Source organism: Streptomyces sp. NPDC104367 (genome assembly GCF_055583825.1).
Genome location: NZ_JBVJND010000014.1, coordinates 1 through 12,919 on the forward strand (window position 1 = coordinate 1; position 12,919 = coordinate 12,919).

The following is a 12,919-nucleotide window of genomic DNA, read 5'->3' on the forward strand; positions in this document are numbered from 1 at the left end:
TGTCGCAATCCACACCAGGCCAGAAGGCCCTCACCCATTTCAAGATCGGTCAGCCGAGACCTGCATCACTGTCCACAACCTCCCCGGACAGAACAACTAGGGCGAGGCCTCGCGGGCACCCGGCCGGTGTGACGGAAAAATGAGGGTGGCGTTGACGGGTAAATGATGGATTCGAGGGCTTCAGAAACGTCCGCCCCGAACCTAGCGTTACGAGCGCGTGAACGGCCCGGCCGGCCCGCACCCGACCCGCCCATCGAAAGGCCACGCCATGACCACCTCCTCGCCGAACCGGATCGCCGGCGCCCCCATCTCCTGGGGTGTGTGCGAAGTGCCCGGATGGGGCTACCAGTTGACGCCGGAGCGGGTGCTGAAGGAGATGCGGGAGGTCGGTCTGGCCGCCACCGAGTTCGGTCCCGACGGGTTCCTGCCCGCCGCGCCGGAGGCGATGGCCCAGGTCCTCGCCGACCACGACCTGCACGCCGTCGGCGGCTTCACCCCGCTGCTGCTGCACGTCCCCGGACACGACCCGCTGCCCGAGGCCGAGCGGCTCCTGGCGGGCTACGACGCCTCGAAGGCCGAGGTCCTCGTGCTGTCCGCCGTCACCGGCCAGGACGGCTACGACTCCCGCCCCGAGCTGGACGCCGACGGCTGGAAGCTGCTGCTGTCCAACCTCGACCGGCTCACGGCGCTGGCCGCCGAGCGCGGTGTGCGCGCGGTCCTGCACCCGCACGTCGGCACGATGATCGAGAACGGCGAGGAGGTCCGCCGCGTCCTGGAGCACTCCTCGATCTCCCTCTGCCTGGACACCGGCCACCTCCTCATCGGCGGCACCGACCCCGCGGAGCTGACCCGGCAGGCCCCCGAGCGGATCGCCCACACCCACATGAAGGACGTGGACGCCTCCCTCGCCGCCAAGGTGCAGTCCGGCCGCCTCAGCTACACCGACGCCGTCCGCGCCGGGATGTACCGCCCGCTGGGCGCCGGTGACGTCGACGTCGAGGCGATCGTCACGCACCTGAGCGCCCGCGGCTACGACGGCTGGTACGTGCTGGAGCAGGACACGATCCTCACCGAGGAGCCCCGGGACAAGGGTCCGGTCGACGACGTCTGGGCGAGCGCCGAGCACCTGCGGTCGGTGCTGCGGGCCGGCGCGTGACCACCGAGGCGCTGCTGGCCACCTGCTGGACCACGGCCGGTGACGCAGCGCCCGGCCGTGGCGACGGGCGCAGCCCGCTGGGCCTGCGCGAGCGCGCGGAGGCCGCGGGCGCCGCCGGGTTCACGGGCTTCGGCCTGCTGCACACGGACCTGGCGGAGGCCGAGCGCGTCCACGGCCTCGCGGGAGTGCGCTCGATCCTCGCGGACAACGGCCTCGACCACATCGAGCTGGAGCTGCTCACCGACTGGTGGGCGGACGGCCCCCGGCGGGCCGCGTCGGACGCGGTGCGCCGGGACCTGCTGAGGGCCGCCGAGGCGCTGGGCGCGCACCACCTCAAGATCGGGCCCGACGTGACGGACGGGCCCTGGGACCTCGACGTCTGGGCCGGTGAGTTCGCCGCGCTGGCCGCCGAGGCCGACGGCGTGGGCGCCCGGCTCGGCATCGAGTTCCTGCCCTGGTCCAACCTGCGGACCGTGCACGACGGACTGCGGCTCGTGGAGGCCGCCGGGCATCCGGCGGGCGGTCTCGTCATCGACGTGTGGCACACCGAGCGCGCGGGCACCCCGGCCGCCGAACTCGCGGCGGTCCCCGGCTCCCGGATCGTCGGCGTGGAGCTGAACGACGCCGACGGGCAGGTCGTCGGCAGCCTGTTCGAGGACACCGTCCGGCGCCGCCGGCTGTGCGGCGAGGGCACCTTCGACCTGCCGGGCGTCGTCACCGCACTCCGCGCGGCCGGCTGGACCGGCCCCTGGGGCGTGGAGATCCTCTCCGACGCGCACCGCGCGCTACCGGTCCGCGAGGCGACAGCGGCGGCCTACCGCAGCACCGCGGCACTGCTGAGCCGGGCATAGGAACGGCAGGGGCCGCTGGGAGCAGGAGCGGCGCGGGCCGTCGGACGCCTGGAGTAAGGCGCCGGGAGTGGGAGCGACGCCGATCGCCGGCGGACCGGGCGCAGGAGCGACACCGGCCGTCGGACGCCGGGCACAGCAGCGACACCGACCGTCACCACAGGAGCGGCGCGGGCCGTAGGACACCGGGCGCAGGAGCGACACCGACTGCCGGGCGCCGGGCGCCGGGTGTGGGCGGCCGAGGTGCCGCTCGCCGGCCGCAGGAGCGACACCGACCGCCGGGCGCCGGGTGTGCGGCGGTCGGCGGTCCGCCGCTCAGTCCATGCCGCCGAAGACGATCTGGTCCCAGTCGATGACCGAGCCGGTGACCACGCCGCTGCGGTCGGAGAGCAGGAAGACGACGAAGTCGGCGATCTCGTCGACCTGGCCGAGCTTGCCCATGGGCTGGGCCGCGGCCGCCTTCTCCCGCCAGTCGTCCCCGGCGCCGTGGAACGCGCGCTGGATCGCGTCCTCGCCCTCGGTGTCCGTCCAGCCGATGTTGAGGCCGTTGACGCGGATGCGGTCCCGGCGGTGGGCGTGGGCCGCGTTGCGGGTCAGCCCGGCCAGTCCGGCCTTGGCGGTGGAGTAGGGGGCCAGGTAGGGCGGGCCGCCGTGGGCGCAGTTGGAGATGATGTTGACGATGGTGCCCGGTGCCCGCCGGGCCGTCATGTCGGCCACCGCCGCCTGCATCGAGAAGAACGGCGCCCGCAGGTTGATCGCCATGTGCTGGTCGAACAGCTCCGGCGTGGTGTCCAGGAGCGAGCCTCGGGTGGTCAGCCCGGCCGCGTTGACCAGGCAGTCGATCCGGCCGTGCGCCTCCAGGGTCCGTGCGACGGACCCCCGCGCCTCGGCCGGGTCGGCGAGGTCCGCCCGTACGAACAGTGCCCCGGTGTCGGCGGCGAGCTTCTCGCCGACCTCGGCCCGGCGGCCGGTGAGGACGACACGCGCCCCCTCCCGTACGGCCGCCCGCACGATGCCGGCGCCGACGCCCTGGCTGCCGCCGTTGACCAGGACGACCTTGTCCTGAAGAAGTGTCATGGGTGTCCGTTCCTCTCAGCCGTGCCGGCGTTCGGCGGCGGCCCGCAGTTCCCGGCGCAGCCGCTCCGGGTCCCACTCCTCGGCCACGGCCCGCTCGACGGTGTCCGCCTGGGAGGGCGGGGCGAGACCGTCGACCGGCGGGTCGAGGTCCAGGTTGGTCGGGAAGGGGTAGCCCTCGGCGGTGGCGGCGACCACGCGGCGCAGCCAGTCCGCCGAGACGCCCTCGGCCTTGCGCTTGAGCAGCACCGGGAAGAGCGCCCCGGCCATCGCCTCGCGGTGCACGGTCTCCATCGCGCGCCCGAAGGCGGAGGAGATCTGGAGCAGGTTGGCCATGCGCCGGATGCCGGCCGAGCGGTTGTGCCCGGCGGCGTGGAAGAGCGCGGGGTTGAAGAAGACCGCGTCGCCCTTGGCGAGGGGCAGCTGGACGTGGTGGGCGTCGAAGTACTCGATGAACTCCGGGAGCCGCCAGGCGAGGTAGCCGGGCTCGTACTTCTGGGAGTGCGGGAGGTAGAGCGTCGGTCCGGACTCGACGGGCATGTCGCAGTGGGCGACGGCGCCCTGGAGGGTGAGCGCGGGCGACAGGCGGTGGACGTGCGCCGGGTAGGCGGCGGCGCGCTCCTGGCCGAGGAAGCCGAGGTGGTAGTCGCGGTGCACGCTCTGCGCGGCCCCGCCCGGGTTGACGACGTTGACCTGCGAGGTGACCTGGTAGGCGGGGCCGAGCCAGGCCTCGGCGACCAGCGCGACCATGTCGTTCGCGTAGTAGTCGGCGAACACCTCCGGCGCCCGTACGGCGATCTTGTCCAGGGCGTTCCAGACGCGGTCGTTGGCGCCCGGCTTGGCGAAGTGGTCGCCGCGGGCGGTACCGCTCGCGCGCTCCTCCTCGATCAGCGCGGTGAAGGCCTCGGTGGCCCGGTCGACCACGTCCGGGTCGGCGAACGCGCCCTTGAGGACGACGATGCCGGGCCCGTCGAGCAGCGCCCGGATCAGCTCGCTCTGCACCTCGCGCCCTCCCTCGGGGGTGGCGGCGAGGCCGCGGAGCCGCTCGCTGTCGTAGAGGGGGACGTTCTGCTCCACGCCCTGTGCCGAGGGGTGGTCGGCGGCGTCGGTCTCCCGCTCGACGAGTGTGCGGAACGTGTCGAGATCGCAGTCGGCCTCGGTCAGCCAGGTCCGGCCCGCGGTGGCTTGGGTGAGCATCCGGGTCCCTTTCGAAGTGCTTGCCTTTCTGCCAGTCTTGGGAACCCGAACCCATCATTCAATCCTCAGCACCGCATCAATAGTCCATCATCACCCACGGGGATCCAGACATGCGCCACCCGTACACGATCAGGGAGATCGCCCGGCAGGCCGGGCTGAGCACGGCCACGGTCGACCGTGTCCTGCACCGCAGGGGCAATGTGCGCGAGAGCACGGTCCGTGAGGTGCACCAGGCCGTCAAGGACCTGGACCGGCAGCGGAGCCAGGTCCGCATCGGCGGCCGCACCTTCATGATCGACATCGTGATGCAGACGCCGGAGCGGTTCTCCACCGCCGTGCGCGAGGCGCTGGAGGCCGAACTGCCCTCGCTGCACCCGGCGGTCGTGCGCTCCCGCTTCCACTTCCGGGAGACCTGCCCGCCCGCGGAGCTGGCCGCCGCCCTGGACCGGATCGCCGGGCGCGGTACCCAGGGCGTGATCCTCAAGGCCCCCGACGTGCCGGAGATCGCTGCCGCCGTCGGCCGGCTGGTCGCGGCCGGCGTCCCGGTCGTCACCCTGGTCACCGACCTCCCGCACAGCGCGCGTCTGGCCTACGTCGGCATCGACAACCGGGCGGCCGGGGCGACCGCCGCCTATCTGATCGAGCAGTGGCTCGGCGACCGGCCCGGCAACGTGCTCACCACCGTCAGCCGGGGCTCCTTCCGTGGCGAGGAGGAGCGCGAGATGGGATTTCGCAGCGCGATGCGCCTGGCCGCGCCGAGGCGGTCGCTGGTGGAGGTCACGGACAGCGACGGCCTGGACGCCACCCAGCGCGACCTGGTGCTGGCCGCGCTCCGCCGGGACGAGGAGATCGTGGCCGTCTACTCCATGGGGGGCGGCAATCTCGCCACGCTGGACGCGTTCGACGCGCTGGGCCGGTCGTGCGCGGTCTTCGTCGCGCACGACCTCGACCACGACAACACCCGGCTGCTGCGCGAGCGCCGCCTGTCCGCGGTCCTCCACCACGACCTGCGCCAGGATGTGCGCCGCGCCTGCCAGACCGTCATGCGCGCCCACGGGGCCCTGCCCGACGACGGCCCGACCCTGCCCTCCGCGATCCAGGTGGTCACCCCACTCAACCTGCCCCCCACGACCGCCTAGCCGACCTGGGAGTCCGGGAGCACGGGTGCCCCCTCCGCCCGGCAGCGGGCGCCGCCGGAACCCGCCGGACGCACACGGACCGCAGACGGGCGTCGGCGACGACGGACGGCGGCGACAGGCGGCCGGGAACGCCGCCGGAGTCCCGTCCGGGACACCGTCGCTGCGGCCGACCGGCTCCACCGGGCCGAACAGATGACGGGCCGCTCCGACGCACCGGAACGTCCCCCGGCCGTCGACAGCGCGACCACGGCCGGGATGCCGTCCGGCGCGCCGTCGAAGTCCCGGCCAGGCCCCCGCCGCCCGCCGACCGGCTCCACCGGGCCGAACAGATGACGGGCCGCTCCGACGCACCGGAACGTCCCCCGGCCGTCGACAGCGCGACGACGGCCGGAAAACCTACGGGGTGCCGGCCGGACGCCGTCGTCCGTCGGTCGGTTCCGCTGGGGCGGGCGGGTGTTCTATCGGCGGTTGCGGGAGGTGAGGGCCGCTCGTACGGCCCTGGCCGCCTTGGCCGCGGGGGAGGTCTCGTCGGGTCCGGCCCCGGAAGGTTCCGGTTCCAGTGCGGTGCGGAGCTGCTGGAGCAGCTGGTTGGTCGACCGCCAGAGCGGGACGAACAGGCCGGCGACCGGGCCGACCCCCCGGACCGGGCCGCCGGACAGCTCGGTGACCCGCTCGGCGGCCGCGACCGTCGCCGGGTCCCGCAGGATCAGGTGCACCTCGCCGTCGACCAGCCGGATCTCCATCCCGCGCGCGGCGGCCTCCTCCGGGTTCGCGTCCGTGGTGGTCTCCTGGTCCAGCTCGCCGATCTTGGCGGCGACCGCGTCCGCGTCGACCCCGAGTTCGCGCAGCACCCTGGCCGCCATGCTGTTCTCCGACCGGAGCATCGCCTCCAGCAGGTGATGGCTGCCGACCGGCGCCCCGCCGGCCAGCGCGCCCGCGGTGGAGACCGTGTCCTCGGCGGCGCGGGTGCCGGCCTGCCACGGCCCGGCCGCGGGGGCGTCCCGCGCGCCCTCCCGGGACGCCAGCACCGCGGCGCGGATCCTGCCGACCGGGCTGATCCGCTCGGCGAGCACCCGCGCTCCGGTTCCGGCGCCCTCGCCCTCCCCCTCGCCGACCAGGGCGAGCAGGATGTGCTCGGTCCCGATGTGCTGGTCGTGCAGGTGCTGCGCCTCGCGCAGGGCGAGTTCCAGTGTCTTCTTCGCGGGCGCCGAGAAGGGGATGTGGCCGCTCAGTTCCCTGGTGCCGGCCTCGGTCGACGCGGTGACGTCGGCCAGCGCCGTCTCCTTGTCGTACCCGAGTCCGTCGAGCACCGTCGCCGCCGTGCCGTCCGGCACGTCGAGCAGCCCCAGCAGGATGTGCTCCGTGCCGATGTGGTCGTGCCTGAGCAGCCTCGCCCGCTCCTGGGCCGCGACGACCGCCCGGCGGGCCTTCACCGTGAACCTCTCGAAAGTCATGCTTCCATGGTCTCAACCCTGTCAATACACTGCTTTTGACAGGGTCACCGTGACAGAGGAGGGGCTGATGGAGACGCCGTCGGACTGGGAGGACCGGCTCGCCCGCTGGCAGAGCGAGCTGGAGCTGTTCGAGCAGCTGGACGAGAAACCCTGGGTCACGCTGGCCAGGGCGGAGGCCGAGACCGGCGTCTCCCGCTCGGCCCTGCGGTCCTGGTACCGCAACGGCGAGATCCGCTCCCGGCTGGTGGACGGCCCGAACGGACCGCAGCGCCTGGTCCGGCTGGACGCGGTGGTCGAGCGCGCCGCCGCCTCCCCGCGCATCCAGCGCAGGGCGGAACGCGAGGTCAGCCTGGAGGCCCAGGTCACCCTGCTGCGCCACCGCGTCGACCAGCTCGAACTGCGCCTGGCGGCGCTGGAACGCAAGCGGTGAGGAGCCGCGGTCAGGCCGGGCGGATCCGGAACGCGGCCGACGCCGTCTCACCGAGGCCGACGTGGAGCGTGTCGCCCGCGAGTTCCCAGGTGCGCGCCTCCCCGGCCGGGAAGACACAGGCGACGGCGGGGCGGGCCGGCCGCCCGAGCGCGGCGAGGATGCCGTCGAGCGGGATCGTCATCCGGTCCGGGCCGCCCTGGCGGCGGGTGACGACCAGGTGGCCCTCGCGCGGACCTGCCAGCCCGGCCGCGATCCAGGCGTCGTCCCAGCCGGGCAGCCCGAGCGGCCAGACGCAGGTGCTCTCGCGAAGCCCGGCCCGCACGCTCTTGTGCACGGCGACGAACTCGCGGACGAGGGCGAGTTCGTCCTCGCTCATGAGGTCGTAGCGGCCGGACAGGATCGGGCGGCGCAGCAGGCTTCCGGCCAGGCTCGTCCGCGCCAGTTCGAGGGGCATCCCGGGCTGCGGAACGGACCAGACGCCCGCCTGCTCCGGCGGGACGAGGAGCGGGGCCGCGGCCGCGATCGGCACGAGGCGCAGCGCGTCCTGCTGGTCGCTCGTCGACAGCAGGGCGAAGCGCGACATCGTGAGCCAGTCGGCGCGCATCCCGCCCGACGCGCAGTCCTCGATGAGCAGCGACGGATGCCGGCGGCGTACCCCGTCGACCCAGTCGAGCATGGCGCGGCCCGCTTCGAACAGGCCCTGCCCGGGCGAGGTGCCGCCCCGGTCGGTGCCGGTCCGGCCGTCGACGTTGTCGTCGAACTTCAGATGGCGCAGCCCGTACGTGCCGACGAGGCGGTCGACCACCGCGTCCATCCGCGCGACGACCTCGGGGCACCGGTAGTCCAGGCGGTAGCGGCCGTCGAAGACGACCCGCCGCCCGCCCCGCTGGTAGAACGCCTCGTCGGGCAGGAGCGCGGCGACGGGGCTGCGGACCCCGACGGCGTCGGGTTCGAGCCACAGTCCGGGGTCCATCCCCGCGGCGCGGATCGCGTCGAAGACCTCGTCGATGCCTCCCGGGAACCGGGTCGCGGACGGCTCCCACGCCCCGACCAGGTCCCACCAGCCGGGCTCGTCGGAGTACCAGCCGGCGTCGACGACGAAGATCTCGGCACCCGTGCGCCCGACCGCGGCGACGAGCGGGAGCAGCCGCTCCGTCGTCGGGTCGGCCATGAGGGTGTCCATGTAGTCGTTGTAGATCACCGGCAGGCCGTCGTCCCCGGCGTACGGCCGCCGGTCGGCCCGCCGGTGGGCGGTCAGCGCGGCCACCGCGTCCTCGAAGGAGCGCGGCGAGAAGGCGAGCGTCGTGACGGGCGTCGTGAACGTCTCCCCCGGCGCCAGCACCGGTGACCACGCGTGGTCGGGATCGGTCGGACCGGAGGTAACGAGTTCGAGGGCGCCCGCCGGATCGGGACCGGGTCCGACGCCGAGCTGGAACCGCCAGCCGCCGTTCGACTCGATCTGCCAGAGCAGCGTGGCCCCGCCGGGCGATTCGAGCGCGCCCATCGGCACGCTCTGTCCGGTCGACCAGGTGCCGCGGCCGGTGACGGCCAGGCAGCCGCGCGGCGTCGCACCCGCGTGGGCCGCCATCGCGACGTCGGGTCCGCCGAGTTCGGCGTAGCCGCCCCGGCGCCAGCGGTTCTCCGCGAGCCACTCGCTGTCGGCGCGGCGGATCGCGGTCGACGCCACGTCCCAGGTCGTGTCGCCGAGGACGAAGCTGCTGACGAAGAGGAGCCGGACGGGAGCGGCGCCGCCGTTGCGCACCCGCACCGACGAGGACAGGACGGGCGTGCCCGGCCGGCGGGTGTGGCGCACGGTGGCTTCGAGTCCCGAGACCGGGTCGCGGTGGTCGATCTCCAGGACCGCGACGCCGTCCACCGTGCTCTCCCGGTGCGCGAGGTAGCGCAGGTCGAGTCCCGCGGCGGTGCGGTCGAAGCGCTCCCCCGCGCGGCGCCCGCGTTCGGTCGTGACGAGTTCGACCAGCGGCAGCAGCGCGTCGAAGGCGGCCGGCGGCCGGTCCGGCGCGATTCCCGCGAGGCGGGTGCGGCCGTCGGCGGACACGAGGACGCGTACCGCCAGCCGGTCGTCGCCCCACTCGATCGCGTGCTCCGCGGTGCTCATCGTCGTCACCCTCGCCCGTCTCGTCACACCACGTGAAAATGGTCGGTGAAACGTTATGGCGATGTCGTCGGGCGAGTCAACACAGTGGGAGGAGGAAGGGAATGGGGGGATGCAAAACCCTTGATGAGCACGGGTATTGACACCGGGAAGGGCGATCGATACCACTAGTGTATCGATTCACTCCCCTCGTGGCGCACCACCAGCCTCGCGATCGCGGGTGATCGCCGTCATGTGCGACCCGCCCGGCAGGATGCCCGTTCTGCCGGACTCGAAGATGAGGACGCGACGATGCGACCATCCCTGAAACTCAGTCGAACGCCCCTGCCCGCGGTGCTCGCCGCCGGTGTCCTGGCGGCAGGCCTCGCCGGCGCGGTGCCGGCCCGGGCCGCCACCCCCGTCACCTACTACGTGAACAACCTCAGCGGTTCGGACTGCTCCGACTCGGGCCCCGGCACCAGCACCGCCCGGCCGTGGTGCACGTTCACCCCCGCCGGTTCCGTGACCCTCGGGGCCGGTGACAGCCTGCTGCTGGCCCGCGGCGCCTCCTGGTCGCAGGAGCTGAGCGTCGGCATGTCGGGCACTTCGAGCCAGCCGGCGACGATCGGCGCGTACGGCACCGGAGCCGCGCCGCGCATCCTGGGCACCTCGACCGGCACCGGGATCGACCTCACCGATCCCGAACACGCCGTCGTCACCGGTCTCGACATCGGCGACAAGACGTCGTCGGGGTCGGGGGCGCTCGACTACGGCGTCATGGCGACCTACACGACCCTGGACAACGAGGGCCTGACCTTCAGCGACCTGTCGGTCCACGACGCCCGGCAGATCGGTGTCATGGTGCGGTCCACGGCCGCGCAGACCGCCGCCCAGACCGCGCTGACCGGTCTGACCTTCTCCCGCGTCCGCACCAGCCACAACGCCCAGGGCATCGCGATCACCCAGCAGGGGACGCTCTCCGGAGCGACGGCGAAAGCGGGCGAGGACGGCGACCTGACCTTCCGGAACGTGCTCGTCGACCGGTACGAGTCGAGCCACGACGACGCGAACCAGACCCTCGACCGCGTCTCCGAGACCGGCATCCCCTGCGTCGCGCTCACTCTCCAGGCCGCGACCGACGTCGTGGTGCGCAATTCGGTCATCGACACCGCGGGCGCGTGCCGCACCGCCGTGGGCACCACCTCGCTGTTCCTGGGGCGGGTCAACCACGTGCTGCTCGCGAACAACATGATCGTGAACGCGCCGAACACGCAGAACCCCGACATGACGGCGATCGACTACGAGTCGCTGACGAACGACGTGAAGGTCGTCGGCAGCTACTTCGCCGACAACTACGGCGGGGCGATCGAGTACCTCGCGATCCACGGCTCGTCCGACTTCTCGACGGACGGGGCCGCGAGTTCGAACGTGTTCATCCGCAACGGCTACCAGAACAACGTGCCCTATCCCGGCGGCGGGGCGATCACGCAGAACGGCGACGGCACCGCCGTACAGGCGACGGTCTCCGACAACCTCTACTACGAGCCGTACGGGCTTCTGACGGCTCAGGGCGGCGGCAGCGTCGCGGACTTCACGTCGTCGAACAACACCTCCGTCGCCGACGCGTCGGACATCTCCAACGCGGCCGCCGGGTTCGGCACGTCGCCCTGGGGATACCAGCGGGGCTCGGGGTCGTCGTGGACGGCGCTCGCCTACGACTCCTCCAGCGAGAGCTACACCGGTTCGGGTGCCGCGATCGACAGGTTCACCCTGACCCCGACGGCCGCCACCGGCGCGGGGCTCACCTGGACCGCCCCGTCGACCGGTGTCGTCAGCCTCCGGGGCTACCCGATGACGGAGTCCGGCACCGCCACGGTCTCGGTGACGCGGGGCGGCACGACGCTGGCGACCGCGGACGCCGGCACCTCGGGGACCTCGGTCAAGGCCGACGACCTCGCCGTCACGGCCGGCGACGTGATCCGCTTCTCGGTCCCGGCGGGAGCCTCCCCCGTGAGCTGGGCACCGTCGGTCGCGTACACGTCGACGTCGGCGGGCTCCGACCCGGCGGGCACCTGGTCCTTCTCCACCGCCGGTGACGCGCAGGGCTGGACCTCCAGCGCCACGGCGTCGGTGCGGCGCGGCTACGCGACGGTCGACACCGGTGCGGGCACGACCACGATGGACTCGCCCGACAGCCTCGGCCTGACCGCCTCGAAGTACACCGCGGTGCGGCTGAACTACGCCAACAACAGCTCGGCGACCTCGGGCCGGATCTACTTCACCACGGCCGCGGGACAGTCCTTCACCACCGCCCGCTCGGTGGCGTTCTCCGTCGAGCCGAAGGCGACGACCGGGCTCGTGGAGGGCTTCCGCAACACCGTCGTCCCGATGTCGGGCAACTCCTCCTGGAACGGCAGGATCCAGCGCATCCGGATCGAACTCACCAGCGCGGCCGGGACCTTCCTCGTCGACCGGGTCCAGTTGACCAAGCCGGCGGCCTCGGGCTACGAGTTCACCGCCGCGGACGGCTGGACGGCGAAGTCCGACATCAGCTGCTCCAGCACCGGCACGGCCTCCGCCGCACCGACCGCCGACGTCGACAACACCAGCGGCGGCTTCGCCTCGTACGCCGACATCAACTGGAACTTCTCGCGGATGCAGCAGTTCAAGGTGAGCACCGCGCGGCTGGCCCAGATCGACTTCTGGGCGTACAAGTCGGGGAGTCCGGCGGGCTGCCTCCACCTCAGCGTCGTGAAGATCACCGACTCGTCGGCCCACAAGGGGACGACCCTGTTCACCGGTGCCGTCCCGGCCTCCTCGGTGACCACCTCGGGCGGCTATGTGAGCGTCTACCCGGGGCTCACCGGCCTCGACACCTCGGCGACGTACGCGCTGGTCATCCACAGCCCGTACGTGATCCCCGGGGGCGGGGACTACGGGGTCGGGTACAGCGACGACCCGGACAACACCGCGGCCTCGTACGGTGAGTACTACTCGGCCGACAACCGCGGCACCTGGAACGGCCCGGAGACCAACCGCAGCCTCAGGTTCCGCACCTACACGGCCAAGACCGTCGCGGCGCAGAACCCGACGGCGGGCTACTCGGCCGTCACGGTGTCCGGCGGGACCACCACGACGGCCGGCGGCTACGAGCCGGCGTTCCTGTCGCCGGGTTCGCTCGGGATCTCGGCGGCGAGCACGCGCTACGTCCACATCCGGATGAGCAACCCCGACAACCGGTCCACGGCCTACCTGCTGTTCACGACGACCGCGAAGACGTCGTTCGACCAGCCGGGGGTCGGCTGGCCGGTGCCGGACGAGCCGGGCCTGAAGGGCATCTCCTTCTCGCTCGTGCCGGGTTCCGACTACCACGAGTACGTGCTCGACATGTCGACCGTGCCGGGGTGGACGGGGACGGTCCAGCAGTTCCTGTTCGAGCCGGCGACGCGGTGGAGCTACCGCATCGGCAGCCTGAGCAGCACCTGGTCCGGGAAGATCGACTACATCCGCTTCTCCTGACCCGACC

Annotated in this window: 9 protein-coding genes; 5 read left to right on the forward strand and 4 right to left on the reverse strand. The window is 72.9% G+C overall.

Annotated features, from left to right (window positions below):
* Positions 1–268: 268 nt before the first annotated feature.
* Together ACZ619_RS21675 and ACZ619_RS21680 are read left to right on the forward strand one after the other, a co-directional pair.
* The gene (locus tag ACZ619_RS21675; protein ID WP_469601248.1) at positions 269–1,156 is read left to right on the forward strand and encodes a sugar phosphate isomerase/epimerase family protein; all 888 of its coding nucleotides are present in this window, start codon (positions 269–271) and stop codon (positions 1,154–1,156) included.
* Positions 1,153–2,007: a sugar phosphate isomerase/epimerase family protein gene (locus tag ACZ619_RS21680; RefSeq protein ID WP_469601250.1), complete on the forward strand. Its 855-nt coding sequence runs from the start codon at positions 1,153–1,155 to the stop codon at positions 2,005–2,007. The genes ACZ619_RS21675 and ACZ619_RS21680 overlap by 4 nt, the downstream gene beginning before the upstream one ends.
* A gap of 312 nt (positions 2,008–2,319) precedes the next feature.
* On the opposite strand, the gene ACZ619_RS21685 is transcribed toward ACZ619_RS21680, so the two are convergent.
* A complete protein-coding gene (locus tag ACZ619_RS21685) occupies positions 2,320–3,081 on the reverse strand; it encodes an SDR family oxidoreductase (RefSeq protein WP_469601253.1) in 762 nt (253 codons plus the stop codon).
* A 15-nt stretch (positions 3,082–3,096) separates the two neighbouring features.
* Positions 3,097–4,275 carry a phytanoyl-CoA dioxygenase family protein gene (locus tag ACZ619_RS21690; RefSeq protein ID WP_469601256.1) on the reverse strand — a complete coding sequence of 393 codons (1,179 nt, stop codon included), beginning with the start codon at positions 4,273–4,275 and terminating at the stop codon, positions 3,097–3,099.
* A gap of 110 nt (positions 4,276–4,385) precedes the next feature.
* On the opposite strand from ACZ619_RS21690, the gene ACZ619_RS21695 reads away from it, so the two are divergent.
* Positions 4,386–5,414 carry a LacI family DNA-binding transcriptional regulator gene (locus ACZ619_RS21695; RefSeq protein WP_469601259.1) on the forward strand — a complete coding sequence of 343 codons (1,029 nt, stop codon included), beginning with the start codon at positions 4,386–4,388 and terminating at the stop codon, positions 5,412–5,414.
* A gap of 458 nt (positions 5,415–5,872) precedes the next feature.
* Here the strand turns inward: ACZ619_RS21695 and ACZ619_RS21700 are convergent, their stop codons facing one another.
* Positions 5,873–6,868, reverse strand: coding sequence for a Clp protease N-terminal domain-containing protein (locus ACZ619_RS21700; RefSeq protein ID WP_469601261.1), 996 nt, complete (start codon positions 6,866–6,868; stop codon positions 5,873–5,875).
* Between the two features lie 67 nt (positions 6,869–6,935).
* Between ACZ619_RS21700 and ACZ619_RS21705 the strand changes: the two genes are divergently transcribed.
* Positions 6,936–7,298, forward strand: coding sequence for an excisionase (locus ACZ619_RS21705; protein WP_469601263.1), 363 nt, complete (start codon positions 6,936–6,938; stop codon positions 7,296–7,298).
* Between the two features lie 10 nt (positions 7,299–7,308).
* Here the strand turns inward: ACZ619_RS21705 and ACZ619_RS21710 are convergent, their stop codons facing one another.
* Positions 7,309–9,417, reverse strand: coding sequence for a glycoside hydrolase family 36 protein (locus ACZ619_RS21710; protein WP_469601265.1), 2,109 nt, complete (start codon positions 9,415–9,417; stop codon positions 7,309–7,311).
* A 288-nt stretch (positions 9,418–9,705) separates the two neighbouring features.
* On the opposite strand from ACZ619_RS21710, the gene ACZ619_RS21715 reads away from it, so the two are divergent.
* Positions 9,706–12,912, forward strand: coding sequence for a hypothetical protein (locus ACZ619_RS21715; protein WP_469601268.1), 3,207 nt, complete (start codon positions 9,706–9,708; stop codon positions 12,910–12,912).
* Positions 12,913–12,919: the final 7 nt, after the last annotated feature.

Coding starts and splice junctions, on each gene's coding strand:
- ACZ619_RS21675 (WP_469601248.1), top strand. CDS start 269: ATGACCACCTCCTCGCCGAACCGGATCGCCGGCGCCCCCATCTCCTGG.
- ACZ619_RS21685 (WP_469601253.1), bottom strand. CDS start 3,081: ATGACACTTCTTCAGGACAAGGTCGTCCTGGTCAACGGCGGCAGCCAG.
- ACZ619_RS21690 (WP_469601256.1), bottom strand. CDS start 4,275: ATGCTCACCCAAGCCACCGCGGGCCGGACCTGGCTGACCGAGGCCGAC.
- ACZ619_RS21695 (WP_469601259.1), top strand. CDS start 4,386: ATGCGCCACCCGTACACGATCAGGGAGATCGCCCGGCAGGCCGGGCTG.
- ACZ619_RS21700 (WP_469601261.1), bottom strand. CDS start 6,868: ATGACTTTCGAGAGGTTCACGGTGAAGGCCCGCCGGGCGGTCGTCGCG.
- ACZ619_RS21705 (WP_469601263.1), top strand. CDS start 6,936: ATGGAGACGCCGTCGGACTGGGAGGACCGGCTCGCCCGCTGGCAGAGC.
- ACZ619_RS21710 (WP_469601265.1), bottom strand. CDS start 9,417: ATGAGCACCGCGGAGCACGCGATCGAGTGGGGCGACGACCGGCTGGCG.
- ACZ619_RS21715 (WP_469601268.1), top strand. CDS start 9,706: ATGCGACCATCCCTGAAACTCAGTCGAACGCCCCTGCCCGCGGTGCTC.